The organism is Myxococcus sp. NMCA1 (assembly GCF_026810205.1).
GTDB classification, from domain to species: Bacteria; Myxococcota; Myxococcia; order Myxococcales; family Myxococcaceae; genus Myxococcus; species Myxococcus xanthus_A.
Window position 1 is genome coordinate 921,233 of sequence record NZ_CP113950.1, and the last position, 25,874, is coordinate 947,106.

27 protein-coding genes are annotated in these 25,874 nt (G+C 69.6%); 13 read left to right on the forward strand and 14 right to left on the reverse strand.

The annotated features are described in order from the left end of the window. Positions 1 to 140: 140 nt before the first annotated feature. The 4 genes from OZ403_RS04055 to OZ403_RS04070 form a co-directional block, all read right to left on the reverse strand. A complete protein-coding gene (locus tag OZ403_RS04055; RefSeq protein WP_237078033.1) occupies positions 141 to 836 on the reverse strand; it encodes a hypothetical protein in 696 nt (231 codons plus the stop codon). Between the two features lie 143 nt (positions 837 to 979). After that, positions 980 to 1,789, reverse strand: a complete 810-nt coding sequence (locus tag OZ403_RS04060) for a hypothetical protein (protein ID WP_140787450.1) — start codon at positions 1,787 to 1,789, stop codon at positions 980 to 982. A gap of 57 nt (positions 1,790 to 1,846) precedes the next feature. Beyond that, on the reverse strand, positions 1,847 to 3,655 hold the full coding sequence (locus tag OZ403_RS04065) for an acyl-CoA dehydrogenase (RefSeq protein ID WP_268783515.1): 1,809 nt from the start codon (positions 3,653 to 3,655) through the stop codon (positions 1,847 to 1,849). Between the two features lie 21 nt (positions 3,656 to 3,676). Then, positions 3,677 to 4,051: a hypothetical protein gene (locus OZ403_RS04070; protein ID WP_237080998.1), complete on the reverse strand. Its 375-nt coding sequence runs from the start codon at positions 4,049 to 4,051 to the stop codon at positions 3,677 to 3,679. Between the two features lie 349 nt (positions 4,052 to 4,400). Between OZ403_RS04070 and OZ403_RS04075 the strand changes: the two genes are divergently transcribed. Next, complete coding sequence (locus tag OZ403_RS04075; protein ID WP_268783517.1) at positions 4,401 to 4,949, forward strand: hypothetical protein; 549 nt, start codon at positions 4,401 to 4,403, stop codon at positions 4,947 to 4,949. Positions 4,950 to 4,952: 3 nt separating this feature from the next. Here OZ403_RS04075 and OZ403_RS04080 read toward each other — a convergent pair whose 3' ends face one another. Beyond that, entirely contained in the window at positions 4,953 to 5,567 is a 615-nt protein-coding gene (locus OZ403_RS04080; RefSeq protein WP_140787456.1) for a hypothetical protein, read from the reverse strand. A 63-nt stretch (positions 5,568 to 5,630) separates the two neighbouring features. Between OZ403_RS04080 and OZ403_RS04085 the strand changes: the two genes are divergently transcribed. Continuing rightward, positions 5,631 to 6,374: a hypothetical protein gene (locus OZ403_RS04085; protein ID WP_268783518.1), complete on the forward strand. Its 744-nt coding sequence runs from the start codon at positions 5,631 to 5,633 to the stop codon at positions 6,372 to 6,374. 14 nt (positions 6,375 to 6,388) lie between these two features. Here OZ403_RS04085 and OZ403_RS04090 read toward each other — a convergent pair whose 3' ends face one another. The 5 genes from OZ403_RS04090 to OZ403_RS04110 are packed head-to-tail and all read right to left on the reverse strand — an operon-like array spanning position 6,389 to position 11,102. After that, positions 6,389 to 6,589: a hypothetical protein gene (locus OZ403_RS04090; RefSeq protein ID WP_140787458.1), complete on the reverse strand. Its 201-nt coding sequence runs from the start codon at positions 6,587 to 6,589 to the stop codon at positions 6,389 to 6,391. Beyond that, on the reverse strand, positions 6,586 to 7,473 hold the full coding sequence (locus OZ403_RS04095; RefSeq protein ID WP_237080999.1) for a hypothetical protein: 888 nt from the start codon (positions 7,471 to 7,473) through the stop codon (positions 6,586 to 6,588). Before OZ403_RS04095 ends, OZ403_RS04090 begins: the two co-directional genes overlap by 4 nt. Continuing rightward, positions 7,470 to 8,606, reverse strand: coding sequence for a TadE/TadG family type IV pilus assembly protein (locus OZ403_RS04100; protein ID WP_140787460.1), 1,137 nt, complete (start codon positions 8,604 to 8,606; stop codon positions 7,470 to 7,472). The genes OZ403_RS04095 and OZ403_RS04100 overlap by 4 nt, the downstream gene beginning before the upstream one ends. A gap of 10 nt (positions 8,607 to 8,616) precedes the next feature. Further along, positions 8,617 to 10,245 (reverse strand): pilus assembly protein, encoded by a 1,629-nt coding sequence (locus OZ403_RS04105; protein WP_268783519.1) that lies wholly within the window; start codon positions 10,243 to 10,245, stop codon positions 8,617 to 8,619. Between the two features lie 23 nt (positions 10,246 to 10,268). Further along, complete coding sequence (locus OZ403_RS04110) at positions 10,269 to 11,102, reverse strand: TadE family protein (RefSeq protein WP_237078037.1); 834 nt, start codon at positions 11,100 to 11,102, stop codon at positions 10,269 to 10,271. 354 nt (positions 11,103 to 11,456) lie between these two features. On the opposite strand from OZ403_RS04110, the gene OZ403_RS04115 reads away from it, so the two are divergent. The 4 genes from OZ403_RS04115 to OZ403_RS04130 all read left to right on the forward strand — a co-directional run bounded on the left by OZ403_RS04115 (position 11,457) and on the right by OZ403_RS04130 (position 15,944). Continuing rightward, positions 11,457 to 13,985, forward strand: a complete 2,529-nt coding sequence (locus tag OZ403_RS04115) for a PAS domain-containing protein (RefSeq protein ID WP_268783520.1) — start codon at positions 11,457 to 11,459, stop codon at positions 13,983 to 13,985. Positions 13,986 to 13,988: 3 nt separating this feature from the next. Next, positions 13,989 to 14,447: a response regulator gene (locus tag OZ403_RS04120; protein ID WP_140787468.1), complete on the forward strand. Its 459-nt coding sequence runs from the start codon at positions 13,989 to 13,991 to the stop codon at positions 14,445 to 14,447. Between the two features lie 11 nt (positions 14,448 to 14,458). Continuing rightward, positions 14,459 to 15,586, forward strand: coding sequence for a hybrid sensor histidine kinase/response regulator (locus OZ403_RS04125; RefSeq protein ID WP_140796337.1), 1,128 nt, complete (start codon positions 14,459 to 14,461; stop codon positions 15,584 to 15,586). Positions 15,587 to 15,737: 151 nt separating this feature from the next. After that, complete coding sequence (locus tag OZ403_RS04130) at positions 15,738 to 15,944, forward strand: hypothetical protein (RefSeq protein WP_140787470.1); 207 nt, start codon at positions 15,738 to 15,740, stop codon at positions 15,942 to 15,944. A gap of 29 nt (positions 15,945 to 15,973) precedes the next feature. Here OZ403_RS04130 and OZ403_RS04135 read toward each other — a convergent pair whose 3' ends face one another. The 3 genes from OZ403_RS04135 to OZ403_RS04145 all read right to left on the reverse strand — a co-directional run bounded on the left by OZ403_RS04135 (position 15,974) and on the right by OZ403_RS04145 (position 18,140). Continuing rightward, on the reverse strand, positions 15,974 to 16,834 hold the full coding sequence (locus OZ403_RS04135; protein ID WP_268783521.1) for a DUF4202 domain-containing protein: 861 nt from the start codon (positions 16,832 to 16,834) through the stop codon (positions 15,974 to 15,976). Positions 16,835 to 16,996: 162 nt separating this feature from the next. After that, entirely contained in the window at positions 16,997 to 17,233 is a 237-nt protein-coding gene (locus OZ403_RS04140) for a hypothetical protein (protein WP_140787474.1), read from the reverse strand. 136 nt (positions 17,234 to 17,369) lie between these two features. Continuing rightward, positions 17,370 to 18,140, reverse strand: a complete 771-nt coding sequence (locus OZ403_RS04145; protein WP_237078039.1) for a hypothetical protein — start codon at positions 18,138 to 18,140, stop codon at positions 17,370 to 17,372. 372 nt (positions 18,141 to 18,512) lie between these two features. Here OZ403_RS04145 and traC point away from each other — a divergent pair, with 372 nt between their 5' ends. From traC to OZ403_RS04170, 5 genes are all read left to right on the forward strand, one after another. Further along, complete coding sequence (gene traC / locus OZ403_RS04150) at positions 18,513 to 20,405, forward strand: outer membrane exchange accessory lipoprotein TraC (RefSeq protein WP_268783522.1); 1,893 nt, start codon at positions 18,513 to 18,515, stop codon at positions 20,403 to 20,405. A gap of 298 nt (positions 20,406 to 20,703) precedes the next feature. Beyond that, the gene (locus OZ403_RS04155; protein WP_140787478.1) at positions 20,704 to 22,191 is read left to right on the forward strand and encodes a pre-peptidase C-terminal domain-containing protein; all 1,488 of its coding nucleotides are present in this window, start codon (positions 20,704 to 20,706) and stop codon (positions 22,189 to 22,191) included. 116 nt (positions 22,192 to 22,307) lie between these two features. Beyond that, on the forward strand, positions 22,308 to 23,213 hold the full coding sequence (locus OZ403_RS04160) for an AEC family transporter (protein ID WP_140787480.1): 906 nt from the start codon (positions 22,308 to 22,310) through the stop codon (positions 23,211 to 23,213). A gap of 131 nt (positions 23,214 to 23,344) precedes the next feature. Next, a complete protein-coding gene (locus OZ403_RS04165; protein ID WP_174258643.1) occupies positions 23,345 to 24,145 on the forward strand; it encodes a nucleotidyltransferase family protein in 801 nt (266 codons plus the stop codon). Between the two features lie 130 nt (positions 24,146 to 24,275). Next, positions 24,276 to 24,872 carry a hypothetical protein gene (locus OZ403_RS04170; RefSeq protein ID WP_140797229.1) on the forward strand — a complete coding sequence of 199 codons (597 nt, stop codon included), beginning with the start codon at positions 24,276 to 24,278 and terminating at the stop codon, positions 24,870 to 24,872. A gap of 12 nt (positions 24,873 to 24,884) precedes the next feature. On the opposite strand, the gene OZ403_RS04175 is transcribed toward OZ403_RS04170, so the two are convergent. Then, on the reverse strand, positions 24,885 to 25,094 hold the full coding sequence (locus tag OZ403_RS04175) for a hypothetical protein (protein WP_011550932.1): 210 nt from the start codon (positions 25,092 to 25,094) through the stop codon (positions 24,885 to 24,887). 198 nt (positions 25,095 to 25,292) lie between these two features. Here OZ403_RS04175 and OZ403_RS04180 point away from each other — a divergent pair, with 198 nt between their 5' ends. Beyond that, positions 25,293 to 25,523: a hypothetical protein gene (locus OZ403_RS04180; RefSeq protein ID WP_268783523.1), complete on the forward strand. Its 231-nt coding sequence runs from the start codon at positions 25,293 to 25,295 to the stop codon at positions 25,521 to 25,523. A gap of 54 nt (positions 25,524 to 25,577) precedes the next feature. After that, positions 25,578 to 25,871, forward strand: coding sequence for a hypothetical protein (locus OZ403_RS04185; RefSeq protein WP_268783524.1), 294 nt, complete (start codon positions 25,578 to 25,580; stop codon positions 25,869 to 25,871). Positions 25,872 to 25,874 lie beyond the last annotated feature (3 nt).

Sequence of the window (25,874 nt, forward strand, 5' to 3'; positions counted from 1 at the left end):
TCTCAGGAGGCGCGTGGCGCTGGCGAAAGCCATGAGCCCTTGCGCTTGCCCGGTGTGCGGACGAGCGGACAGGCTTCAGGCGGTGATGACGCCGGGCAGGGCCTCCCTGTTGGCAGGCCCTACCACGGCGCGGGCTCGTCTCAGCGGTGGATCTGCACGTCGCGCGCGACGGCGCGGCCACCCATGAGGACGAACTGCGCACGCACCGGCGTGCCTTCCCGCAGCTGACGCAGCGGCACCTTCCGCCCCTGCCGCAGGCCACGGCTGCGCGGGTCCAACTCCAGCTCGTAGACGCCGCCCTCCAGGTCCTTCACGGTGATGGTGTTCTGCTTCACCTGCGTGACACGCCCGTTCACGGAGCTGGAGGCGATGATGACGTCCTCCAGGGGCGCATTCCCCGAGCCGCCCTGGCCCGTCTCCACCGTCGCGTCCTGCGCCGCGCGCGCCGCGCCCAGGTACCAGTCCTCATCCTCCCGGGCCTGGACCGCCTCGGAGCCAATCATCACCCGGCTCGCGGTCGCCTGCTGCTGCGTCCGCGGCGCGGAGGACTCCGCCACCGGAGCCGGGGCGCGCACGGGAGCGCCCTCCAGCGGAGCCACGGACGTGTCGCTCAGGGCCGTGGGCGCTCGCGCCGGGGTGTTCATCCGGGGCGCCCGTTCCTGTACCGCCATCGCGGGCTGGAGCGCCGCGGGCTCTGTCGAGCTGTTCACCGCCATCGCGGGCTCGCGTGCAATGGCCCTGGCCGTCATGTCCGCTTCCACGCCGCTGGGCGTGACAACCGCCGCCCGAGGCTCCCGCTCACGGCAACCCGTCGTCAACGCGAAGAGTCCCAGCATCCCCACCCACGCCCATCCTCTTCCCATACTGTGCCCCTCGAGTTCCCACTCGTTCCGTTTCGCGGCTTCCAATGCAAACTGTGTGCGCCGGCCCCTCGGTGGGAGCCATGCGTTGGAAATCCATCAGGGGCAGCCCCTTCGCGTCACGCCGCCAGCGCGCGGGCCACGGCCTTCACGTGTGAGCGCACCAGTTCGCGCGCGCCCATCAGCTCCGTGGCGTCCTTCGGCGCATAGCCCAGGCACAGCACCACGTCGTCCTCCGGCGCCGTACGCACGCCCAGCTTCACGTAGTCCACGGTGCGCGGCACGGGCTCGCCGTCGGCGTCCCGGTTGAAGCGGCCGAACACCGTGGCATTCGTGCCCCGTCGCGGCGCCGTCTCCTTCAGGGCGAACAACCGGCGTATCGCGGCGAGCGCCTCCGGCTGCTCCATCAGCACTTCCGGACGCGCGGGCCCGGCCAGCTCCCACTCCAACAGCCGCAGGCAGCCGCGGACGAACTCCACGTCGGTGATGACCAGCCCGTACAGGTACCAGTCCGCGCAGGCCACCTGCACCAGCCTCGCCTGGGCGTCCGTCAGCCACCCGAACGAGGGGCAGGTGAACGTCTCACAGACGGATGAGCGGTACACGCCGCAGTCCCGCAGGTCCGTGCCGCCCGTCACCAGCGGGTGGGCCAGGCAGCCCACCTGCTTGCGCTCGTTGTCGAGGAAGCCCAGCAGTGGACACACCCGCACGGCGGAGAACATGGGCTCGGCGCGCCGGGCGGCCAGCAACTCACGGGCGGCTTCATGCCACGCCGAGGCTTCCCAGGGCACGCGGCGCAGCCGCTCCGTCTGCATGGAGAGCTGCTCCGCCACGGCCAGGCGGGAATGGTCCCGGAAGTTGTAGAGGCCGCAGCAGGCACCACACGACGCGCCTCCACCGGGCTGGCACAGGTGGAAAGAAACAGTCACGCTTTACATCTTACGAGCTCCAACGATTCATGCAGGAGAATCGTCGGGGGCGTCGTCTCAGAACCATTCCGGGCGCATGCGCGCGTAGGAATCCTCGCCTGACCGACAGAGCCGGGCGAGCAGCGGCACCCGGGGCAGCTCCACCGCGAACCAGTACTGCGCCGCGGCCAGCTTGCCCTCGTAGAAGTCGGCGCCCGGGGCGCCGCGCCCCAGCGCCTCCTTCGCCGCCGCGGCCTGGGCCAGCCAGCGCCAGGCCACCGCGAGCACGCTGAACAGCTCCAGGAAGTCCGCGCTGTGGCGCAGCATCAACTCCACCTCGCCGGACATGCCGCGGGCGCCCAGCTCCGTCACCACGGTGGTGGTCTCCGCGAGGGCCTGTTCCAGCGCTTCGCCCCACTCCGGCGTCACGCCCGCCGCGCGTGCTCGCGCCACCGTGGTGCCCACTTCCTCCGCGAAGGACTGGAGCGCCGCGCCGCCTCCGGCCACCACCTTGCGCCCCAGCAAATCCAGGCCCTGGATGCCGGTGGTGCCCTCGTGGATGCTGTTGAGCTTCTGGTCTCTCAACCAAGCCTCGGGAAGGTACTCGCTGGAGTAGCCGTAGCCCCCATGCACCTGCACCGCGAGCGCATTGGCCTCGAAGCCGCGCTCGGCGGGGAACGACTTCGCCACTGGCGTCAGCAGGTCCACCAGCAGGCCCGCGCGCTGGCGCGTGGCTTCGTCCTGGCCATGTCCCGCGAGGTCCGCCTGGTACGACGCGGCGAGCAGCAACGACAGGCCCCCTTCGACGATGGCCTTCTGCCGCAGCAGCATCCGCCGCACATCCGCGTGTTCGATGATGGGCGTCTGCGGCCGCGTGGCGTCGCGCACGCCAGTGGGACGGCCCTGGGGGCGCTCTCGCGCGTAGGCCACGGCCTCGTGGTACGCCACCGTCGCGGTGGCCACCCCGTTCATGCCCACCATGATGCGCGCCTCGTTCATCATCTGGAACATGCACGCCAGGCCCCGTCCGGCAGGCCCCACCAGCCAGCCGTGGCAATCACCCGACTCGCCGTAGTTGAGGGCGAGGCTGGGGATGCCCTTCCAGCCAATCTTGTGGATGACGCCCGCCACGCGAACGTCGTTGTCCACCAGCGTGCCGCCCTCCGGCCGCCGCGAGGGCACCGCGAAGAGGGAGATGCCCCGAGTGCCACCCTCCGCGCCTTCGATGCGCGCCAGCGTCAGGTGCACCACGTTCTGGCTGAAGTCCTGGTCCGCGCCGCTGATGAAGATTTTCGAACCCTGGATGCGCCAGCTGCCGTCCGGCGCGGGCGTCGCGCGGGTCCGCACGTCCGCGAGGCTGCTGCCCGCCTGCGGCTCGGTGAGGGCCATGGTGCCCGTCCACTCGCCCCGGTACATCGGTTCCATGAAGGCCGCCTTCACCTCCGGCGTGCCGAACACCTCCAGCAGGTGCGCCGCGCCCAGCGTCAGGCCCAGCCAGGCATAGACGCTCAGGTTGGCCGCCATGAGGTAGGCGGTGGACACCGCGTGCACGGTGAGCGGCAGTTGCTGCCCGCCGACGTCGGGTGGGCGTGTGGCGGTGAGCAGGCCCAGCTCCACCAGGCGCGGGTACAGCTCGCGCATCAGCGGGTGGACGTGGACGCGCCCGTCCCGGAAGGACGGGGGCTGGGCGTCCATGTCGCGGTAGGTGGGGTAGAGCACCTCGCGCGCGAAGCGACGCGTGCTGTCCAGCAGCAGGGTGAAGGTGTCGCGGGAGTGCTCCGCGAACGCGGGCAGGGCACACAGCGACGTGGCATCCAGCACCTCGTAGAGCTGGAAGTCCACGTCGCGGTCCGACAGCAGCGGATTGGGGCGGGGCGCGGTCGTCATGCCCCGGTGTTAACAGGCGCGCTAGTAGGACGCGAAGGCAGACTCGAAATCGAGGTCGTCGTCCGGAGCCTCGTCCCGGATGTCGCGCACCGCGCCGGGCCGGGCGGCCCACTCCGGTGGACTGTCGTCACCCACCAGCGGCAGGACGGACACGCCGAGCAGCGCCATGGTCAGGGCCGTCTCCATGGACTCCATCAGCGGCTCCTGGGAGCGGTGCCACCAGCGGTGGTGCCCCCGCTTCCTCCGACGCAGCCGCTCCAGACACGAAGGGCCCAGCACCTGGATGCCGGCGCCGCCCAATGCGGCGAGCGACAGTCCACAGGCCATGGAGGACGCGCCATGCGGCCGTCCCCGGTAGGGGCGCGGCGGTGCGTGTGTGTCCAGGGGACGGGACATCGCCGGCGGGGCCGTCAGGGGACGCGCGGGTGCGCGCGTCCCACCACGCAGGCGCCACGGCGCGGGACGGACTCGACGGGGAGATGGGCTCCACATGGGGGTGTCACGCTCCTCACGCGGCCTATCCCTCTCAGGTGATATCCGCTGGCGGAAGGTGGTGTCCCTTCCTCGAACCCGCCATGTGGGAGTTGCTCGCTCCCTGGCCGGAGGGTGGCAGTGCGGCAGAGGCGCAGAGGGCCCGCCTGTCCGCCTGCCCATTCCCAGTCGCCCCGCGTACAGTGGGCGGACGCCGATGCCAACGTCCTCCGTCGCCTTTCATTTCATCGCAGTGACAGGCTTTGGTGGCTGCGTGCCATGGCTCCTCCTGGAGGCCCAGGTACTGGGCGGCCGGAGGGGACAGGTGGACCTGGCCGTCACCGTCGCCGCGGGCGGGTTGGCGCTCCTGTCGGGCCATGCCCTGGTGTCACTGTGGTTTGCCCGTCCGCTCACGGTGCTGCGCGCCCGCGCGGAGGTCGGCACCTATCTCCAGGTGCTCGTCGCGGTGGGCGTGCTGGGCCTGCTGGGGCTTCATCTCCTGACGTCCGCCGAGCCACGGCCCGCGCTGGGCGCCTTCTGTCTGGGATTGACCACCTGGTTGAGTGCGCTGGGCTTCCAGTGGGTGCCCTCGTTGTTCGTCGGACGCGAGGGCTTCGTGGACCACCTGGGACGGCGGACGCGCTTCTCCGAGCTGGAGTGGTTCCGCTTGCGCAAGCAGGACGGCGAGTTGCCTCGCACCTGGCTCCAGGCGGGACGGGGAGACACCCTGCGGCTGGAGGTCCGTCTTCCCACGGACGAGGCCGAGCGGGCGCGAGGGCAATTGCTCCAGGCGGGGCTCGCGCACCGCGCTCCAGGGCGCTGAGGCTCACTTCGGCGCGGGAGGCACCGGCCACTTCGCGCCCGAGGCCACACCCTTCCACGGGTCTCCGCCCACGCCGAAGGCGACGAGTTGGAAGGGCTCCGGTCCGGACACCTGCACCAGCCCCACGCCGGGGACGGCGGAGGACCACGTGGCCGTGAGCCCCGCGGGGAAGGAGTACTCCGTCACGGGAAGCTCGCGGCCGGCGATCCGCGTCGTGGCTTGCCGGAGGACGCGCGGCTTCCAGGACGCGGGGCGCGCGGCTCCGGAGAAGACATCCGCGGTGTCCTGGGGCGCCTGTCCTGGCATCCGCACTCGCGTCAGCAGCACCTGCTCGGCGGAGAAGACGTCGCCCTTCACGAGGAACTCGAGCGCCACCCGTCCCGTGGCGGGCACGTCGACTTCCAGGACGAGCCACCGCGCGCGCTGGCCCTCGTGCGTGTCCGAAGCGCCCACCTTGAACACGAAGGTGGAGGGCCCTTCCGACGACTGGCCCACGTAGCGGGCCCAGCCTCCCTCACGCAGCACGAGCGGCAGGCCCAGCATCCCGTCCTGGGCGGAAGCCGGCGCGGCCAGAAGACAGAGCAGCAGCGCCCCCAGGTGCCATGTCCCTCGTGTCATGTCCGCTCCGAATGCTCAGACGCCTGTCTGGAAATGCCATTGATTTGCCCTAACATGGGGCCCATGCGACGCCTCCTGACCGCGGTGTCTGTCGTATCCCTGCTCACGGGTACTGCCGGGGATGCATCCGAAGAGGTGCGTCCAGCGCCTGCCACGTCCACGGCGGGGCAGGAGGCCGCGCGCCCACCGACGAGTCCGGCGCCGGCCGCGGCCATCACCGTGGCCCCGGCCCGCGTCGAGGAAGCCCGGGCGCTGGTGCCTCCGCCCCTGCTCCATGCCCGCTTCCAGCCCGTGGTGGGCACCTGGGTGGAGTACGAGTACCTCACCGCGCAGGGGCGCTTCCCCGTGCGAGTGTCGGTGGTGGGGGAGACGCTGCGCGAGGATGGCCTGCCGCTCTACCAGGTCGAACTGGACTACCAGACGACGCCGAGGGCGCTGATGGCGGCCTGGGTGGTGGGCGGCGCGCGGCCCGTCGTGGAGCGGTTGGCCGTCTCCGTGCCGCCCCATCCGCCCATCTCCCTTCCCGTGGACCTCTACATGGACCAGCCCGAGCTGCGGGGCGTATTGACGGAGGAGAAGCCCACGGACATCCGCGAGGGCGCCTTCGCTGGCAAGGCCCGGCAGCGCGTCTACCGCCAGGAGGCGCAGCGGAGTGTGTCCGTCATCCTGTCGACGAAGGTCCTGGTGACGGGCGTCGAGTCCATCCGCGACGACACCGCGTCCTGGGTGGCGCGCAAGACGGGCTCCGGCGCGCAGCCCGAGCTGAGCGCCGTGCCCATTGCGATTCCCCGGCTCCCGGAGCAGTGAGGCGGCCGGCGCGCTCACCCCAGTGGATATCCGAGCACGAGGTAGAAGCCGCGCACGTAGATGGTGAAGGCCGCGAACATGTCCGGCGCGAAGCTGGCGATGCCACCGCCGATGACGAGCAGGGCCATCAGCAGCAGTGAGAACTCCGCCAGGGCTTGACCTCGCGTGCGCGGACGCCGCACCCACTTCAAGGTCCGCGTCATCCAGCCAATCATGGGAAGGACTCCGTGGAAGGCGTGGTCCACTCCTGGACCACGGTGACAAGGGATTCGGGCGGGCCGTCCTTGGCGACGGGAGACAGCGACAGCGAGAGCCGCTCGCCCTGCCGCTCGAAGGCCAGCAGCTCCACGCCGTTGGCGCCCGTGCGCGCCGGGGCCGGTGAATAGCCGCGCCCGGTGAAGGCCTCGCGGTAGAAGGCCGCCAGCATGGAGGGGGTGCCGTGCGCGACCTCCGTGAGCGTCATGCTGTTCGCGGCGGGGCCCCGCGCGCTCCGGTCATCGACACGCAGCACCGTCATGGCGCCCGGAGGCCGGGGCAGCGTGTCCGGCGCGCTCCCGTGGAGGTGGATGCCCTGGGGCGTGTCGACGAGCGAGGGGAAGACCATGGTGCGCGGCGGCATGCCGCCCATCCCGATGGCCGTGACGGAGACGAGCGCGCCCCGGATTTCGTCGTAGTAGTTCACCACGCCGCCCCCCGTGCCATCCGGCTGGTGGGTGACGCGGCGGCCCCGGCGGCGGAACTCCCGGGCGTAGAACTCCAGCACTTCGCCCGGGGGACTCTGGGTTTCGAAGAAGCCCATCTCCATGGGGTTGCCGTTGGCTTCCATCCGGCCCATGGGAATGAGCGTGGTGCGGGGGAACGCCGGGAAGAGCCCGTTCAGCAACTGGCGCTCCGGCGGAGGCGGGCGTGCGGGCAGGGGCGGCGGCGCTGGTGGATGCTCGGGCACCGGAGGGGGGGCGGGAGTCGGCTCGGGCGGTGGCTCCCGCAGCGTGGCGGCCGTGAGCACCAGCAGCATCAGCGCCCCCAATCCCAGCAGCCGCGGCAGTGCGCCCGTCTGGTCCGTCAGCGCTCTCCTCGCGGGCGGTGGCGTGGCGCTCACTGACACGCGTTCCCGTCGTAGTGGTGGTACTGCTCCCGCTTCACACTGAAGATGTACGCGTCGGAGTAGACGGATTCGGGAAGCTCGGACTTGCTGGCGCCCTGGAAGTACGGCCCCCGGCAGTTGTAGGCGCGCATGGGCCAGTTGTCCCCGTAGCCGCCGTTCTGGGAGAAGCCTCGCTTCTGCTGCACGGCGTTGGGCTCGCAGTTGCCGAAGCACCAGCGGGTGTCGTTGCGCCAGTAGGCCGCTTGCAGCACGTCGCCGGGGACGGTGCGCATCTGCGTCGGCAGTTGAAGCCGGGGTGTGGGCTGCTGCGTCACACGGAGAATCCGGACCGAATCGCGCAGGTAGTCATTGCTGAAGGGGAAGTCCAGGCCCAGCACCTGGAGCACGTCGCCAATGGAGTCCAGGACGCCGCCGGAGTTGGCGGAGACGCCCGCGTAGGCAATGCGCCGCACGCGGTCATAGGTGCGCTGTTCGACGCGCGGATAGCTGCTGCTCCCAGGCATGTCGCCGGGTCCCCAGGCGCGCCACGTGTCATGGAAGAGGTAGAAGCGCTCCGTCATCCGCATGTCCAGGCGGCCGTTTCCGAAGCCCGTCGTGTACAGGGCGAGGGTCTCCGGGATGAAGCCGTTGCGGATGGTGAGCTCGACGTCCGTCTGGATGGCGCCCTGGCGCGAGTCCAAGCCCATCTGCCGGGCGACGGCGTCCACCGTCCCGCCCAGCACGCTCATGGCCGTGTTGGCGGCCGCCATCAGCCCGCCCGACGAGCGGCCCGACATGGAAGACGACGTCAGCGGCGCATCCGCGTTCCGGGCTCGCACGGCCACGGTGAAGCGGCCCTCGAAGGTGGAGTCCAGCGAGCCCGTCTTCGTGGAGCCGTCCAGGTCCTTGTAGCGCTCCTGGGCCTCCGCGGCGATGCCGTCCACGTCGGTCTTCACGGTGCGCTCGAAGGCGACGTACCGCGCCAGCTCGGCGCCCTTGAGGCGCACGCGCTGCAGGTCCCAGAAGTAGTTGGACCAGAGCACCAGGACCACCAGCAGGGGCGCCAGCAGGGCGAACTCGACGGTGGCGGCGCCGCGCCTTGCCCGGGAGCGTCGACGCGTGAGGCGAGAAGAGGTGTGTGGCTTCACGGTGGCTCCGTCAGTAATTGAAGGCGTTCCTGAACCAGCCCGCGCTGAGGTCCCACTCCCGAATCATCAGGCGCATGGCGGAGTCCTCCCAGTGGGTCTTCACGGGAGCCAGACGCGCCGTCCACAGCGGGTTGAAGAAGTTGGGCTCCTCCTTCCACTCGCCGGGGCGGTGGTAGACGGCGCGGCCCACCGCGATGGCCATCATCCCGCCGGTCGTCTGGCGGAAGTGGTCGGCGTCATCGTCGAAGTCACCGTTCGCCATCCGGTAGCCGCCCACATACTTCCACGTCATGTCCAGGAATCCGTCACCCACGATTTCGCCTTCGGCGTCGATGCGGCCCGACACGTTCTTCATGAAGGCGTTCTCCGAAAGGTTCTTCATCTGGAAGGGCGCGTTGTTGGCACCGCTCACGGCGCCCATGTCCTTGGACAGGACGGTGACGTTGCAGGGGTAGCCGAAGTGGTACTGCCACGGCCGGATGAAGCTGGGGTCCGAGGTGACGAACGGGGTGATGCCCGTCCAGTCGTGGTGGTCATCCGTCTTGCGGCGGCCGAACTCCTGGTGGAAGCCGCCCTGGGCGTCCGCCGCGGCGCGAAAGCGCAGCTGGAAGACGGTCCGCCAGCGGCCGATGAAGCAGGCGGGCCGGACGCGAATCTGGATGTCGTCGGCGGCGTAGAGCTGGTCCTTGCGGTTGTTCTCGAAGTCCTCATGGAAGCTCTTGATTTGGCTGTCGGCGGTCTTCGCGATGCGCACCTGGAAGAGGGCCAGGCACAGGCTCAGGTTCCACCGGCGGCCGATGAGGACCGGGCCTTCGCCTTCGGCCGTCCACCGCCGCCGCACGGCGTTGGCCAGGTTGCCCATGAGCAGGCGGTACTTGGCCATGTCCGGGTCGGAGAGCTTGTTGTCGCGCAGGAGCTTGGAGCGTGTGCCCGTGCCGGTCGGGTCGCTGAGGTCCACGCTGCCGCTGCTGTGGGGCCCGTCGTCGAGCGGGTGGAGGAAGTTCTTCAGGTTCGAATAGTTGGTGCTGGTGACGGCTCGCAGCACCGACAGACCGGGGTTTCCGCCGCCGGTCCCGTGAGTCATCGCCACGCCCACCTGGGCCTTGGGGTCGGTGCCCTGGATGACGGTGTTTCCGTCGGAGGTCACCAGGTCCAGGAGCGTGCTGTAGAGCATGGCTTCCTGGGCCAGCCACAACGCGATGTTCAATCCCGTGAGGATGGGGATGAGCACCCGTGACACCACCTCCACGGCGGATTTCCAGAACTTGAGCGCCGCCTCCACCGCCGCGAACACGGCGCCGATGACGGGGATGTACTTGAGCACGCTGGCCGCGCTGCGAAGGGTCTGGTCCAGGTAGACGGCGTGGCTCACGTAGGACATCACCGTGAGCATGGCGGAGTAGTGCACCACCATGGCGCGGTTGGTGTAGGCCAGGAAGTTGTAGGCCCGCGCCTCCTTCACCGCGATGGAGTAGGCCTGCGCGTCGGCGGCGTCCTGGAGTTTGATTTTCTCGTAGACGCCATGGCCGATGCTCACCGACGCCATCACGCTGACGGCCAGCACCAGCATGGCGACGGCGCCAATGACCATGGCCTGGCCGCGTTCGTCACGGCGCATCCTGCGGAGGAGGCGGAACATGGGGCTCCAGTCCGAGTGGGGGCTCAGCTGTCGACCGCGCAGCCACGCGGCCCGTAATTGCGGTTGTCGAAGTAGTTGGACTGCATGCGCATGGACCAGGTGGCCGTCAGGGGCATGACGTAGGTGCCTTCCCCGGCGAGCGTGCTCAGGCTCCGGTGGATGTCGCTGCGCGCAGCGCCCCGGCGCTCCAGGTACTCGGTGGCGGACTGGCCGCCCACGCGCTGGTTCTCGAACTGGATGCCGCGCAGCTCGCCCAGGTATTCGCGGCCCATGTAGAAGCTGTGCAACTGCCAGTTCGCGAAGGGGATGCGCATCTCGTAGAAGTACGTCAGCCGGATGGAGAGGAGGTTGGCCTCCACGATGCGCGCGTCCCGGATGTCGTCGTAGTCCACCTCGTTCGCGTTCATGTGCGAGCCGTAGGTGGCGAACAGGCCGTCCAGGTCGCTGCGTCTGGGGTTGACCACCTCCAGCCGGAACAACGGCAGCGCGCCGCTCTGGTAGCGTTCGAAGACCTGGATGAACGTGTTGTCCAGGTAGCCCGTGAACAGCCGCCGCGTGTACGCGGTGTGGACGCCCTGGGCGAAGTCGAGCGTGTCCACGCGGCCCTTCACGTCCTGGCTCAGGGGGCCCAGCGTTGGCAGCAGCGCCGTCAGAGCGGCCTTCCGCATGATGTTGCAGTCGCCGTGGTTGACGATTCCCGCCCGGGCGGCCCGGTAGGCGCCGTACTCCGTCATCAGCCGGGCGTGGTGCACCATGCCCAGTTGGATGGTCCCCAGGACGATGAAGACCATCATCGGGACGACGAGCGCCGTTTCGACCGCGGCTTGTCCTGCTTGATGGCGACGGCGGACGGACATGGGGTCCATGCTCCTCCTGAAGCCTTACAGTGAACCTCCCCCCGGCACCGACCCGCGTCTGATGTCTTCGTATGAAAGGCTACTGGAAATGTTTGTCATGGCAAGCGAGGGGCCTGTCTGATTTGTCCGCGCAATGACAGGCATCTACGACCGCGGGGCATTGACACGGGACGCTGGGGGGCCCGCCTCCCTGGCTGCCCGGCGTGGGACGCACCCTGTCGCGGGACTGTCGGCTGTTGAAAAGCCGCCTCCCGCCAGGAGGGTGTGGCCCGTGCGGGCTGTTAAGGTCGGGTGCCTTCCATGACGCACCCCCTCCGTAGTCCACCGGCTGTGGTCCCGGAATCCCAGCGTCCGGTGCCGGCGCTCCCTGGCGTGGACGCCTTGCAACTGCTCGCCGAGAGCATCCCCCAGCTCATCTGGGTCACCGGCGCGGACGGCCACCACGAGTACTACAACGCCCGTTGGTACTCCTACACGGGCCTCACCCCCGAGCAGTCAGTGGGGGCGGGTTGGCGGTTGGCCTTCCACCCCGATGACCTGGAGGAGACGGGCCGGCGCTGGGCGGACTCCCTGCGCACCGGTGAACCCTACGAGGTGGAGTACCGCTGCCGCCGCCATGACGGCGTGTGGCGCTGGCACCTGGGACGGGCGCACCCGGTGCGCGACGACAGCGGGCGCATCGTCAAATGGTTCGGCACCTGCACGGACATCGAGGAGCAGAAGCGCGCCGCGGAGTCCCTGCGCGTGCTGGCCGAGGCGGGCGCGCTGCTGTCGTCGTCCTCGCTGGATTACGAGGCCACGCTCGCGGCGCTGACGCGGCTGGTGGTGCCGTCGCTGGCGGACTGGTGCGCCATCGAAATCGCCTACGAGGATGGCTCCACGCGCCAGGTGGGCGTGGCCCACGTGGACCCGGAGAAGGTGCGCTACGCGGAGGAGCTGCGCGTGCGCTACCCGCCGCGCCATGAAGACCCCTCTGGCGTGTTGTCCGTCATCCGCACGGGGGCGCCGGTGGTGCTCCATGATGTCCCGGACGCGCTGCTGGTGGCCGGGGCCCGTGACGTGGAGCACCTGCGCATCTCGCGGCAACTGGGGCTGCGCTCCGCGATGATGGTGCCACTGACAGCGCGCGGCCGCACCATTGGCGCCCTGTCGCTGGTGCACGCGGAGTCAGGCCGGCGCTTCGCCCAGGCAGACCTCCTGCTCGCCACGCAGCTGGCCGAGCGCGCGGCGGTGGCGCTGGACAACGCCCGGCTCATCAAGGACGCGCGGCGGATGGAGCTGCGCTTCCGCTCGCTGGTCACCGCCTCTACCCAGGCCGTCTGGGTGACGCGCCCCGACGGCGACATCGAGGAGGACAGCCCTTCCTGGCGCGCCTTCACCGGACGGACGTATGCGCAGTGGCGGGGACACGAGTGGCTTTCGGCCGTGCACCCGGAGGACCGGGACAGGGCGGCGCGGAGCTGGTTCGCCGCGGTGGAGCAGCGCCGCCCCTATGAGGCGGAGTACCGCCTGTCCCGTCCAGACGGGCACTACACCCCCGTGCGCGTGCGCGCGGTGCCGGTACTCAATCCGGACGGCGGCGTGCGCGAATGGGTGGGTACCACCACGGACATCTCCGCCCAGCGCCAGGTGGAGGACGCCGCCCGCCGTCTGGAACGTGAGGCGGCCGCCCGCAGGCTGGAAGCGCTGCGCGCGGAGGTGAGCCTCGCCCTGGCTCGCGAGGACGCCTTGTCGGAGATTCTCCAGGACTGCGCCGACGCCCTGGTGACGCACCTGGGGGCGCAGACGGCGCGGCTGTGGCTGTACTCACGCGACACTCACACCCTGGAGCTGGCGGGCAACGCGGGCCCCACCGCGCCGCCGCGCGACAAGTGGATGCGGGTCCAGGTGGACGGCCCCAGCATGGTGAGCGAGGTGGCCCGCCTGCGCACGCAGCTCCGCGTGGACGACCTGACCAACGACACGCGTGTCCTGGACCGCGCCTGGTTGAATGAGACAGGCGTGCGCGCGTTCTCGGGCATGCCGCTGATGGTGCGTGGGCAGCTGGTGGGGGTGCTCGGCGTCTATTGCAGGGAGCCGCTGGGTGAGGACGCGGCGGCCGCGCTGGCGGCGGTGTCGGACGCCATCGCCCAGGGCGTGGAGCGCCGCCGCGCCGAGGAGGGGTTGCAGCAGCGCGCCCAGGAGCTGGCCCGCTCCAACGAAGAGCTTCAGCAGTTCGCCTACGTGGCTTCGCACGACTTGCAGGAGCCGCTGCGCATGGTGGCCAGCTACACCCAGCTGCTGGGCCGGCGCTACAAGGGCAAGCTGGATGCGGACGCGGACGAGTTCATCCACTACGCGGTGGATGGCGTGAACCGCATGCAGCGGCTCATCCAGGACCTGCTGGCCTATTCGCGGGTGGGCACGCGGCGCCGGGACATCCGCCCGTGCGACGCGGGACGGGCGCTGGAGCGGGCGACCGCGAACCTGCGGGCGGCCATCCAGGAGACACGGGCCTCGGTGGAGCACGGCCCGCTGCCAGCGGTGCTCGCGGACGAGACGCAGCTCACCCAGTTGTTCCAGAACCTGGTGGGCAACGCGCTCAAGTTCCACGGCGCCGCGCCGCCCCGGGTGCGGGTGCACGCCGAGCCGCGGGGAGAAGAGGTCCGCTTCACCGTGCGCGACTGGGGCATTGGCATCTCCCCCGAGTACTTCGAGCGCATCTTCGTCATCTTCCAGCGGCTCCACGGCAAGGAGGAGTACCCGGGCACGGGGATTGGCCTGGCCATCTGCAAGAAAATCGTCGAGCGCCATGGTGGCCACATCGGCGTGGAGTCCCAGCCAGGCGAAGGTACGGCCTTCTGGTTCACGCTGCCCGCCGCACCGTCCCATCCGGAGTCTTGAGACATGAGCCACGACGCGACTGGCAGCCCGATTGAAATCCTCCTGGTGGAGGACAACCCCGGCGACGTGCGGTTGACCATCGAAGCCCTCAAGGAGGGGAAGGTGCGCAACAGCCTGTCGGTGGCGCGCGACGGCGTGGAGGCGCTGGCCTTCCTGCGGCGCCAGGGCGCGTATGCGAACGCCGCCCGGCCCGACCTCATCCTGCTGGACCTCAACCTGCCCCGGAAGGACGGGCGCGAGGTGCTGGCGGAAATCAAGGTCGACCCGGTCCTGCGCCGCATCCCGGTGGTGGTGCTCACCACGTCGAAGGCGGAAGAAGACGTCCTGCGCACCTACGACCTGCACGCGAACTGCTACATCTCCAAACCGGTGGACCTGGAGCAGTTCATTTCCGTAGTGCGCTCCATTGACGACTTCTGGTTGTCCGTCGTCCGGCTGCCCCCCAAGCCCGAGGCTTCATGAGCGACCGGAGCATGGACGGGCGCCCCCTGCGCCTGCTGCTGGTGGAGGACAACGCGGGCGACGCGCGGCTGCTCCAGGAGGAACTGAAGGAGATTGCCACCGCGCGCTTCGACGTCCTCCACGTGGAGCGGCTGGCGGACGCGGTGCGCGTGCTGGGCGGCGCGGGCGTGGACGCGGTGCTGTTGGACTTGTCGCTGCCAGACGGGCAGGGGCTGGCCAACATCCCCCTCCTGCTCAACGCCGCGCCGTCGGTGCCGCTGGTGGTGCTCACCGGTACGGACGACGAGCAGCTGGCGGTGCAGGCGGTGCACGAGGGCGCGCAGGACTATCTGGTGAAGGGGCGGGTGACGGGGCCGCTGTTGGTGCGGGCGCTGCGCTATGCCATCGAGCGCAAGCGGGTAGAGGAGGGGCTCAAGCGCGAGGAGGCGGCGCGGCAGACGGCGGTGTTCCGCGAGCAGTTCCTGGGCGTCCTCGGGCATGACCTGCGCAACCCGCTGCAGGCCATCTCCGGCAACGCGGCCCTGCTGCTGCGCTATGGCGGACTGGCAGAGCCGCAGCGCAAGGCCGTCAACCGCATCTCCATCTCCGCGGACCGGATGGCGCGGATGATCAACGACTTGCTGGACTTCACGCGTACCCGGCTGGGCGGCGGCTACCCGCTGACGCGCGCCCGGGTGAACCTGCACGAAGTGTTGCGGCAGGTGGTGGAGGAGCTGGAGGTGGCGCACCCCATGCGCCGCTTCGAGCTGGCCCTGTCCGGCAATGGCTGGGGCGAATGGGACGCGGACCGCATCGCCCAGGCGGCCTCCAACCTGGTGGGCAACGCCGTGCAGTATTCGCCCGAGGACACGTCCGTCAGCGTGTACGTGCGCGATGAGGAGGGCGGCGTCCGGATGGAGGTGCACAACTGGGGGCTGCCCATTCCCCAGGAGCGGCTGCCTCACATCTTCGACCCCTTCGTGCGTGCGCAGGACATGCGCAGCGCGCAGCGCAACGGGCTGGGCCTGGGGCTCTACATCACCCACGAAATCGTGCGGGCCCACGGCGGTCTGCTGCAGGTGACGTCCACGTCGGAAGAGGGCACTCGCTTCTGGCTGTGCCTTCCTCGCTTCGAGAAGACAGACATGCTCGCGCGTTAGCCGCCTGCCTGCTGGACGGGCGGACGTCCCTGCCAGGGACGGCCGGGGAAGCAGCGCCGTGAGTGGCGGGACGACACACCTTTACAGGGTGAAGTCAACGCGGCCGTGCTCGCCTCAGTGGCGCGCGGTCCCAGCAAGCGAGGGTCAGCTCATGGAAATCCTTGGCGCCACCATCCTGGGAGTCGTCATCTTCTCCGTCCTCATCATGGCCGTGATTCTGGGCGGAGCCTTGGGCAACAAGCAGGAGCGCCACCTGCGCGAGGTTACCGAGCGGGAGCAGGCCGCTGGCCTCACGGGCGACGTCACCATGAACGACAACGCCCTGGGCTGCCCGTCGGACCGGACCGTTCACGCGTAGCGTGGGCGGCCGCGCGCGTGTCGTCCAACTCAGGCCGTGCCGTCCACCGGGAAGTGGGCGGCCACCAGGACCTCGAGCTGGCCGCGCACGGCCGGCGCCAGGCGCATGTGTCCCAACCAGCGCAGGTGTTCGGGCCGCAGCCGCGCGAGCATCCGGGCCACCTGACGGCGGCGGTGCTCGGGCGGGGCCTCGCGGAACCAGGCGGAGGCCTCCCGGCAGAAGAACGACAGCGCGTCCGCGGTGTCCAGCAGTGACACGTCCCGCGCGTTGGCGGGGCGCGCGTCGCGCGCCAGCAACTCCCGCACGCGCCGGCAGGTGGCGTCATCCGCGCCGGCCTCCTCCAACACCTGAACCGCACGGTCGGCGCGAGCTGGCGTCGTGGGTTGCTCCCCTTCATGGAAGAAGGCCGCGGCCTGCGGCGGAAGGTCCACATCTGGCCGCAGCCGGAGCGTCCATTGCCAGGCATCCACCGTGCGGTGGAACTCCGCGCGCACCCGAGGCTGCTCCAAATCATGCAGCGAGCGGTACCGCGCCAGCAGCCGGCTGAAGAGCGGTGTGGCCGAGGCCGCGTTGCGGCGCCGCACCAGACATTGATAGCGGGTGAGGATTTCCAGCGCGGCCACGACGAGCGCCTCACAGCTCGCGCCGTCCAGATGCAAGGACAGCCATTCGGTGCTCTCCGCCGCTTCGAAGACGCGAGCGTCCCAGGCGATGGGGTCGAAGGCCGGCGCGTTCCATTCGGAAGCGTCCAGGTGCAGCACGCGGCCCCCGCGCCCTGCGGCCAGGGGCGCGAGCTGCACGGTGGGAAACGTGTGCTGCACCAGCGGCCAGCCATGTCCGGCGGCGGGGCCCTCGGAACGGAAGTCGGAGAGCAGGAGCTGGCGCAGCATGGGGGCCTCCAGGTTAGGCCCCAAGCTGGCGTCAGGAGCCCCGCATGCCTACTCCCTCCAGGAGTCCCGGCTTCGCGTGGGCTGGTCAACGGAGGCTCCGGCGGTGGGGCGCTCCCTCGTCCCATGGAAGCGCGCACCGCCGGGGCCTGTCCGCGGATGCCGCTAGGGCCGGCCCGGATCCGCGGGCTGGTTGAAGGCGTACGCGCTGGCGCCCGGGGCCTGGTCCTCGTGGAACAGAGGGCACTTGGCGCAGGTGAAGCTATCCCAGTCCTTCTTCACCGCGACGTCGATGCAGCCGCCGTAGAAGCGGCAGTGCACGTTGCGGTGGTCGTCGATGGAGAAGGACTCGGCCCGCAGCGGAAGGCGGAACTCGGTGGGTCGTGGCTGTGGACAGGACATGGTGCCTCTCTCGCCCCCCTCGTGGGACGTGTCATTCCACTACCTGCCATTGCGCCGCGTCATTCCCGGCGCCTCCGAGGCGAGGTGGGGCGCGCCGCCCGGGTGGCGGGCGGGCGCTCATCCACCTGGGGGCAGCTCACACCTGAAGCGTCTTCTCGACCTCGGACAGCTTGTAGCGGGCCATCGCCAGGTTGGCGCTGGCGCGGTGGAGGGCCACGTACAGGAACAGGCCCTCCTTGCCCGTCAGCGGGCGGATGAGGTGGTACTGCTCGCCGAGCGTGATGAGGATGTCCTCGATGCGGTCCTTGATGCCCAGCATGCTCATGGCCTTCATCTTGGAGCGCACGACCTCGGTGTTGGCCGCCGCCGCCGTCTCGATGTTGAAGGCCGGGTTGCCGCCAACGCTGCCCAGACACATGCCGCTCTTCGAGTCCGCCAGACAGGCCGCGAAGGCCCCTTCGATTTTCAGCGCCTCTTCCAGGGACTGCTTCACGTTCGCCATGACTTCGCTTTCTACCAGGGGGTGGGTGGGAGGCTTCGCGACAGTGGAAATCAGCTCATCCAGGCCATACGTCAGTTGGCTGGAGTAGGTGCGCGGCTGCGGAACGAACATGGCCTGGGCGTCCGTCAGCGACAGCAAGGCCTCCAACTGCTCCGACATGTGGCGGCGCAGCAAGTCCCGCATGGTGTCCCGGGGAACCAGGCCCCACGTCACCAGCGTCTCGCAGAAGTTGCCCCCGCTCTGCCGGCACTCCGCCACCACCTGCTCGACGTCCTCGCGGCTGACCACCCGCTCCCGGATGAGCACCGAGGAGAAGTTGAGCGCCCCCGGCCCATTGAGGACCGCCCAGGCCACCTTCCGCGCCACCACGAAGATCCGTCCGGACACGGAGGTGGACCGGACCACGACCTCCCCACCGAGTTTGCTCTCCAGGGCCTCATGAAGCACGGTCCGTACGACCTGACGAGGCGCTGAAGTCTGGGAGCGGGCGACAGATTCCATGGGGGAGGGTCCAGAGTGCTCCGGTTGGGAATGCAGCGGGAGGGCGATGAATGAAGTGAATTTATACAGTCAGAGAAAACTATCGCAACTGGACTGTAAATATTGGCGGAATTTACGAGGGGTGGGGCGTTTGGGACTCATTCTGGGGCAGAGTAGCCCGCAGCGCAAGAATTCAAGGTCGCTGAAAAGGTGACATACATTGTCGCCGCAACAGGAAGTGAGGGCTCTTGGCGGGAGCGGGGGCCTGGCTGGCAATGGCAGACCTCCGGGGGAGGGGTGCCTGCCGGGATGGCCGGCGGCCAAGAGGACGTCCGGAGTCTTCACCCGGTGGGGGCTTTCCTCGAAGATGCGGGTGTGAACGCGTCTGCCCGACCCCCCCGCCCCCCTCCTTCTTCGTCCCACCCCTGGTTGGGGGCCCTGGCCCTGGCCCTGGTGCTCGCACTGTCCGGCTGTTCCGCCTTCTCCCGTGCGGTGAAGGAGGGAGACGCCGCCAGCCAGGAACAGAAGTGGGCGGAGGCGGAGGCGGCCTATCTGCGCGCGCTGGCAGCGGACCCGGAGGCCTCCGAGGTCAAGGTGAAGCTGGGCAAGGTGCGTCAGGCTTGGAGCGAGGTGGTGCTGGAGGATGCGCGCGCCGTGCATGCCTCCGGGGACCTGGATGGCGCGATGAAGCGCCTGGTGCGCGCGCTGGAACTCAACGCGGACAACGTTTCGGCGCGGGAGCTGCTTGGCGCCACCCTGGATGCGCGCGTGGCGGCGGGCAACGTGGCGTTGAAGGCGGAGCGGTTGCAGGACGCGCGCACGGAGTTCGACGCGGTGCTGTCGGTGGCGCCGGACCACGCGGCCGCCAAGCGGGGTGTGGACGGCGTGCAGGTGGCCTGGGCGCGGCGCTGGTTCGGCACGGGTGAAGGACTGGAGAAGGCCGGCAAGCTGGGCAACGCGCTGGTGGCCTACGTCCGCGCGGACCAGGAGCGCGTGGGCGCCACCGCGGCGCGGGAGCGGGCCGAGGCCGTGCGCCAGAAGCTGCGCGACGAGGTGGCCTTCCTGGTGGTGGCCTCGCCGGTGGAGGACCGGGCCGGAGCGCCGGACGTGGCGCAGCGGCTGGCGGCCGGCCGGCTGGCGGCGATGCTGCCCACGCAGCTGCCCCTGCGCGTGGTGACGGAGGCCCCGGCGGGCCGCGAAGGCGTGACGCTGGATTTGTCACTGGAGCGGGTGCTGCCGCTGCAGGTGGTGGAGGAGTCGCAGCGCACGCAGCGCTACCTCGCCGGAAATCGCTCCGTGCCCAACCCGCGCCGCGGCGGCTTCGAGACCCAGCTCCTGAAGGCCGAGCGCACCCTGGAGGACGTGGAGCGCAAGCAGGCCGCCGCGCTGCGCGAGTACCTGCGCATGCAGGCGGAGCTGTCCATGGTGCGCGTGGCCGCGGAGCGCTGCCGCGAGCGGGAGCGCCGCCAGTGCCGCGAGGCCCTGCAGGATTGCGGCGAGGCCGCGCGCGAGGTCAGCGGCCCGGGGCAGTTCCCCAGCGAGTGCAACCCCTCACGCTGCGACAACAAGGCGTGCGTCGCCGAGGAGGTGCTGCTGGTGGCCAAGGCCGCCGCGTCCCTGCAGAAGGAGAAGGCGCTGGAGGAGGCGCTGGACAAGTCCGAGGGCCAGCGCACGCAGGTGCAGCGCCACCGCGACACCACCTTCCGCGAGCCCATCACCGTGGAGGAGCCCATGTATTCGGACTTCGTGTTCGACGTGCAGCTCCACCGGCTCACCGTGACGGCCTCCGTCACCGCGGTGATGCGGGACCTCATCAAGGAGCAGCAGGTGCCCGCGCCCAACACGCAGGACTACGCGGTGATGCACGAGGACATGGCGCACAAGGGCTACGACCGGTACGGCGTGCTCGCGGACCCGGTGCAGCTGCGCAACGAATTGGAGCTGCGCGTGGAGGTGGGCGACAAGGCGGTGTCGGACGTTGCCCGCCGCGTGAAGGAGCGCTTCGACGCCTACCGCGGCAAGCGCGTGGCGGATGCCCGCCGCGGCATGGTCCGCCCTGGTGCCGAGGACGTGGTGGAGACCGCCGTGCGCGCGCTCCTGCTCACCGCGGACGCGCCGCCGCAGGACATCCTCCAGCCGCTGGGCCGTGCGCGCGGCCTGAATCGTCCGGAGAGTCTGGTGGGGCTGTAGGGTTTCCGTTGCTGCTGTCTCTTTTCAGGACGGACGAATACGGACGGTTGATGAAGGGGTGTCTTGTTTCAGGGCGGCCTGTCCGAGTTTCGGTCAATCGTGCTTCTACGGGTAAGCCCTTAGAAGCACTATCGTTTGAGGGTGAAGTGTAAACCCTGTTTACGAATTGCCGGGGGGGCTTGGAGTCCCGGTACACCTCGTTGAACGGGGAGCCATCAGAAATCCTGAATGACGGCGATGACTTGGATACTGGCATGGCGGCTGCTTAATCGGCTGCGAACCACTCATCCCAACAAGGATGTCCATGTCACAGTCCAAGTTTGTCGGCGCCCTCACGGGCCTGGCGCTGCTCGCCGGTTGCGGCGGTAGCGATGGCACCACTCCTGCTTCCGAGGAGACGCTCGGTCAGGGGATGTCGTGGGAGGAGTTCCTCTCTCTCGTGTACCAGGAGCCCGACACGGGCATCTTCATCGCCGACGGTGACACGACGTTCGCGACCGAGAAGCACCTGCGCGAGTTCTATGACACCAACGTCAAGAACGGGCAGCTCATCGTCCACCGCGTGGGCGGGGCGGACGCGAAGTGGAACGACACGCAGAAGCTGAACCTCACCTACTGCGTGAGCACCTCGTTCGGTAACAACTACCAGACGGTGGTCAACGCCATGGCCAGCGCGACGGCCGCGTGGGAGGCCGCCGGCCACGTGAAGTTCGTCCACGTGAGCGCGCAGGACTCCAACTGCACCGCCTCCAACAACAACGTGCTGTTCGACGTGCGCCCCATCAACGTGAATGGCCAGTACATCGCCCGCGCGTTCTTCCCGGGTGACGCGCGCTCCAGCCGCAACGTCCTCTTCGACAACAGCGCCTTCGGCCCCATGGGCGTCTGGACGCTGGCGGGCGTGACGCGCCACGAGCTGGGCCACGTGCTCGGCTTCCGTCACGAGCACACCCGCCCTGAGTCCGGCACGTGCTTCGAGGACAACAACTGGCGTGTGCTGACCGCCTACGACGGCGCGTCCGTCATGCACTACCCGCACTGCAACGGCACGCAGACGGGTGACCTCGTGCTGACGACGAAGGACGTCCAGGGCATCCAGGCGCTCTACGGCACGCCGAACGGTGAGCCGCCCCCGCCGCCCCCGCCGCCGCCGGAAGGCGTTCCCACCACGGAGACCCGCTCGGGCTCGGTGGCTGCGAATGCGAACGTCAACTACGGTCCCTTCACCATCGTCCCCCGCTCGACCTTCAAGGTCGTGATGACGGGTACGGGTACGGGTGACCCGGACCTCTACGTCCGCTTCGGCTCGGCGCCCACCACGACGGAGTACAACTGCCGTCCGTACCTCGCCGGCGCCAACGAGACCTGCGAGATCGAGGTCCCGGAAGGTGTGACCAGTGCGTACATCATGGTGCGTGGCTACTCGGCCGCCAACTTCAGCCTGACCATCAACTACCTCGCGCCCCTGGGCGGTGGTAACGGCACGCCCACCAGCGAGACGCGCTCTGGCTCCGTGACCTCGGGTGGCAGCCAGAACTACGGCCCCTTCAGCGTGAAGGCCGGCACCAACTTCAAGGTCGTGATGACGGGCTCGGGTGACCCGGACCTCTACGTCCGCTTTGGCTCGGCCCCCACCACGAGCGCGTACAACTGCCGTCCGTACCTCAGCGGCGCTTCCGAGACGTGCGACATCGCCGTGCCCGCGGGACAGACCACCGCGTACATCATGGTGCGTGGCTACACGTCCGCTACGTTCAACCTGGCCATCAACTACACCAAGCCGTAGTCCAGGCTTCGGCGTGAAGTGAACGACGGGCGGTCTTCCCCCACGGGAAGGCCGCCCGTTTCTTTTTCCGCATGTCGCTGGAGTCCGACGCGGCGGGCTGAGACGCTGCGGCCGCCATGGGGAACGTCATCGGGCTGTTGGGGGCGTGTATGGTGCTGGGCGTCCTGGCCCGGCACAGTGGGAAGTTCCCGGAGGGCTCCGCCGGGGCGTTCAACACCTTCGTGCTGTACGTGGCGCTGCCCGCGCTGGTGCTGCGGGCCATGCACCAGTTGGTGTTCGTGCCGGAGCTGCTGGTCGCCGCCTCGGTGCCGTGGCTCTACTACCTGGGCGCGGGCCCCTTCTTCCGACTGCTGGGGCCCCGGCTGGGGCTGTCGAAGCCGTCCATCATGGCGTTGGTGCTGACGGCGGGACTGGGCAACACCGCCTTCGTGGGGCTGCCCATGGCGGAGGCGCTGCTGGGGGCCAAGGGCCTGCCGGTGGCGGTGGTGGTGGATCAGCTCGGCTCCTTCCTGGTGCTGTCCTCGCTGGCCACGGTGGCGGCGGCCCGGGCGGGCGCGGACACGCCGCTGTCCCTGCGCCAACTCGCGCGCAAGGTGGCCACCTTCCCCCCGTTCCTGGCGCTGGTGGTGGCGTTGGCGACGCGGCCTTGGGCCTATCCGGTCTGGCTGGACGGAGTTCTGGAGCGGTTGGGCGCGCTGCTGACGCCGCTGGCGCTGTTCGCCATTGGCCTGCAGCTGCGCCTGTCGGGCATCAAACCCCGGCTGCCCGCGGTGGCCCTGGGGCTGTCGTACAAGCTGCTGTTGGTGCCGGCGCTGACTGCCGCGGGCCTGCTGGCCCTGCCAGGGCTGGCGCCCACGGTGGTGCAGGCCACGCTGCTGCAGGCGGCCATGGGACCCATGGTGAGCGCGGCCATCCTCGCGGCCGAGCATGACCTGGACCCGGACCTGGCGGTGTTGATGGTGGGAGTGGGCGTTCCGCTGTCCTTCGCGACGGCGCCGCTGATGTTGATGCTGGCGCGCTGACGCCTGCACGGCTGCCCTGCGGCCTGCCACGCGGCCGGACCGCTGTCGTCCCGGCATCGCGCTCCTATTTTTGGCGCATGGCTGAGCAACCACCGAAGGCCTCGGGCGCGCCCGGGGGAGACCCACGGCGGATGGAGGTTCGGCGGCCGGTCGCCGAGCTGGGCGCACGGGCCTATGCCATCCAATTGTTGTCTGACGCGCGAATCCCGTTCCTGGTCGGCGGCGCCTACGCGTTCGCCCACTACACGGGCATCTATCGCGACACGAAGGACCTGGACCTGTTCATCCGCAAGGACGACGCGGACCGCGCATTGGAGGTGCTCGCGCGCAATGGCTGGAGCACGCAGAGCAACGTCCACGGCTGGCTGCACAAGGCCTTCTGGGACGACTTCCTCGTCGACCTCATCTTCGCGTCCGGCAATGGCATCACCGTCGTTGACGACGGCTGGTTCGAGCACGCGGTCCGCGCCCGGCTGCTGAACTGCGCGTGCAACGTGCCTCCGGCGGAGGAAATCTATTGGAGCAAGGCCTTCGTCCTGGAGCGCGAGCGCTTCGACGGGCACGAACTCACGCACCTGCTCCTGAAGACGGGGCGCACGTTCGACTGGCCGCGGCTGCTGGCGCGCTTCGACCGGTACTGGGAGGTGCTGCTCTCGCACCTGATGTTCTTCCGCTTCGCGTACCCCGCGGACCGCGACATCGTCCCGGAGTGGGTGATGCGCGAGCTGCTCTCCCGCGCCAACAGCTCGCTGGCGGAGGGCAACTGGGACTCGAAGCTGTGCCGGGGCCGGCTGTTGTCGCAGGTCAGCTACCAGGTGGACGTCGACGAGTGGGGCTACGAGGACGGCCGCGCCTGGGATGAATCCGAGCGCACGCGCGAGCGCGAGCCCGAAGCGGTGCCCGCCGCGAGCGGTACTTACGGCGGCCACTGAGCCACGGACCCCGCGCTCGCTTCCCGGGACCTCTCCAGTCCCGGCGTGAGCGCGCCAGGTCCACTGGCCCTGCCACGGCTTCGGCGGAGCCTCACCTTCGGGCAGAGTACCCGCCGAAAGCAGGTGTCATGTGTCGCGGAGCGAAACCGGGCCACGAGGTGTCATCGGAATCCTGGGCGTGTTGTGCCTGACGCTCGCGCCCTCCGCGCGGGCACAGGTCTCCGTCACCGGGCAGGGAGGACCGCTGCGGCTCGAAGCGGGCTCGCAGTCGGTGGCGCTGTCCCTGGAGGAGGGCGGCGTCGTGCGGGGGCCCGGCATCGAGCTGCGTCAGCGCGGCGCTGCGCTAGTGGGACAGGTGCGTGGCAGTGACGTGGATGTCGGATGGGCCAGCGGAAACCTGCTCGGACGCGTGGGGGAAGGCACCGTCGACCTCCGCGTCCTCGAAAGGACGCCGGAGCCGGGCCTGCGCCTGGAGGGAGACTTCGCCAGCCAGCCGTCGAGCCTCGTCATCGCGCCCTTCGCCATCGCTGGCGCCATGGGCGGATGCAACTACACGCTGTCCGTGACGGGAGAAGGGTATTCGGGCTGGCGCACCTGCCAGCCTGGGACGACGCTCCAGCCGGGCCCCGTCTCCCTGTCCCTGCCCGAGGAGGTGCTGCGCCTCGGACAGGGAGAGAAGGCGGCGCTGCTGGCGCTGTTGCTGTCGGAGACGATGTTGCCGCCGTGAGGCGGCGCGTGCTCAGGCGAGCACGGTGGTGGCGAAGGACAGCTCCACGCCGTTGTCGCGCACGCGCATGCTGGGCTTGGACAGCCAGTGGCACCGCGGGCAATAGCTGTGCGCACCCGCCTGAGAGGCACGCACAGTCACCTCTCCACCGCAGAGCACGCAGCCGTCGGGGAGGACGAATTCGGCGAACCGCTCGCCGGTGTTGCTCTCGAATTGAGTCATGCTTCTGAGTTAACGCAGGAATCGCGGGGCACAAGGCGACCTGAGGTGTCCCCCGGTCGGGCATGGCCCATCAGGCAGGCAGGCGGCCGAGCCCTCCTGCATTCCTTACGGGCTCGCCGCGCTTTGGTGGGTGGCCGACACCGCAACCCGGTGATGTCGCGTGAACGCCCTGGCACGGGGATTTCAAGGGCCCGGGGCATGGATGCACAGGGTGAGGGTGACGGCATGGGTGGGGTGCTGCGGGTGGAGCTCCTCCATGACCGGCGAGGCTGGGGCGTGGAGGTGGAGACGTGGGCCGGGGCCGTGCGCCGGTACCGGTATGGCAGTGAGGCCCAGGCCCGCTTCTTCGCCGCGGTGTTCGAAATGGGCCCCCGCGTGCTGCCGCCGGCGAGCGCCGGGCGCCGCAAGCGGACCCGCCGGGCGGCCTGAGGCTCCGCGTCTTCCCTCTACCCTCGCGGGCTGCTTTCGGAGAGGCTACGGGCCATGAGTGACGCACCCAAGCCCTTCCTTCACCGTCCCAACCGCCAGCTCATCACCAAGGAGCCGGACCCCGCGGGCCGTTGGTCCAAGCAGTTCCCGGACATGATTGGCTACGCCAGCCAGGGCGGCGGCAAGGTGCCGGCCGACTTCGGCTGGAACACCAACCCCAAGCAGTGGCAGGAGGAGATGACGCCGGAGACGCTGGCCGCGCGCTACGACGAGCTGCGCATCCTCCCGCCGAAGCCCGAATCGCCCGCGCTGCCCGAGGGCGCGAAGTCCGAAGGCACCAAGCCGTAATCC

Coding starts and splice junctions, on each gene's coding strand:
- OZ403_RS04055 (WP_237078033.1), bottom strand. CDS start 836: ATGCTGGGACTCTTCGCGTTGACGACGGGTTGCCGTGAGCGGGAGCCT.
- OZ403_RS04065 (WP_268783515.1), bottom strand. CDS start 3,655: ATGACGACCGCGCCCCGCCCCAATCCGCTGCTGTCGGACCGCGACGTG.
- OZ403_RS04070 (WP_237080998.1), bottom strand. CDS start 4,051: ATGTCCCGTCCCCTGGACACACACGCACCGCCGCGCCCCTACCGGGGA.
- OZ403_RS04080 (WP_140787456.1), bottom strand. CDS start 5,567: ATGACACGAGGGACATGGCACCTGGGGGCGCTGCTGCTCTGTCTTCTG.
- OZ403_RS04085 (WP_268783518.1), top strand. CDS start 5,631: ATGCGACGCCTCCTGACCGCGGTGTCTGTCGTATCCCTGCTCACGGGT.
- OZ403_RS04090 (WP_140787458.1), bottom strand. CDS start 6,589: ATGATTGGCTGGATGACGCGGACCTTGAAGTGGGTGCGGCGTCCGCGC.
- OZ403_RS04105 (WP_268783519.1), bottom strand. CDS start 10,245: ATGTTCCGCCTCCTCCGCAGGATGCGCCGTGACGAACGCGGCCAGGCC.
- OZ403_RS04110 (WP_237078037.1), bottom strand. CDS start 11,102: ATGTCCGTCCGCCGTCGCCATCAAGCAGGACAAGCCGCGGTCGAAACG.
- OZ403_RS04120 (WP_140787468.1), top strand. CDS start 13,989: ATGAGCCACGACGCGACTGGCAGCCCGATTGAAATCCTCCTGGTGGAG.
- OZ403_RS04125 (WP_140796337.1), top strand. CDS start 14,459: ATGGACGGGCGCCCCCTGCGCCTGCTGCTGGTGGAGGACAACGCGGGC.
- OZ403_RS04130 (WP_140787470.1), top strand. CDS start 15,738: ATGGAAATCCTTGGCGCCACCATCCTGGGAGTCGTCATCTTCTCCGTC.
- OZ403_RS04135 (WP_268783521.1), bottom strand. CDS start 16,834: ATGCTGCGCCAGCTCCTGCTCTCCGACTTCCGTTCCGAGGGCCCCGCC.
- OZ403_RS04140 (WP_140787474.1), bottom strand. CDS start 17,233: ATGTCCTGTCCACAGCCACGACCCACCGAGTTCCGCCTTCCGCTGCGG.
- OZ403_RS04155 (WP_140787478.1), top strand. CDS start 20,704: ATGTCCATGTCACAGTCCAAGTTTGTCGGCGCCCTCACGGGCCTGGCG.
- OZ403_RS04160 (WP_140787480.1), top strand. CDS start 22,308: ATGGGGAACGTCATCGGGCTGTTGGGGGCGTGTATGGTGCTGGGCGTC.
- OZ403_RS04165 (WP_174258643.1), top strand. CDS start 23,345: ATGGAGGTTCGGCGGCCGGTCGCCGAGCTGGGCGCACGGGCCTATGCC.
- OZ403_RS04175 (WP_011550932.1), bottom strand. CDS start 25,094: ATGACTCAATTCGAGAGCAACACCGGCGAGCGGTTCGCCGAATTCGTC.
- OZ403_RS04180 (WP_268783523.1), top strand. CDS start 25,293: ATGGATGCACAGGGTGAGGGTGACGGCATGGGTGGGGTGCTGCGGGTG.
- OZ403_RS04185 (WP_268783524.1), top strand. CDS start 25,578: ATGAGTGACGCACCCAAGCCCTTCCTTCACCGTCCCAACCGCCAGCTC.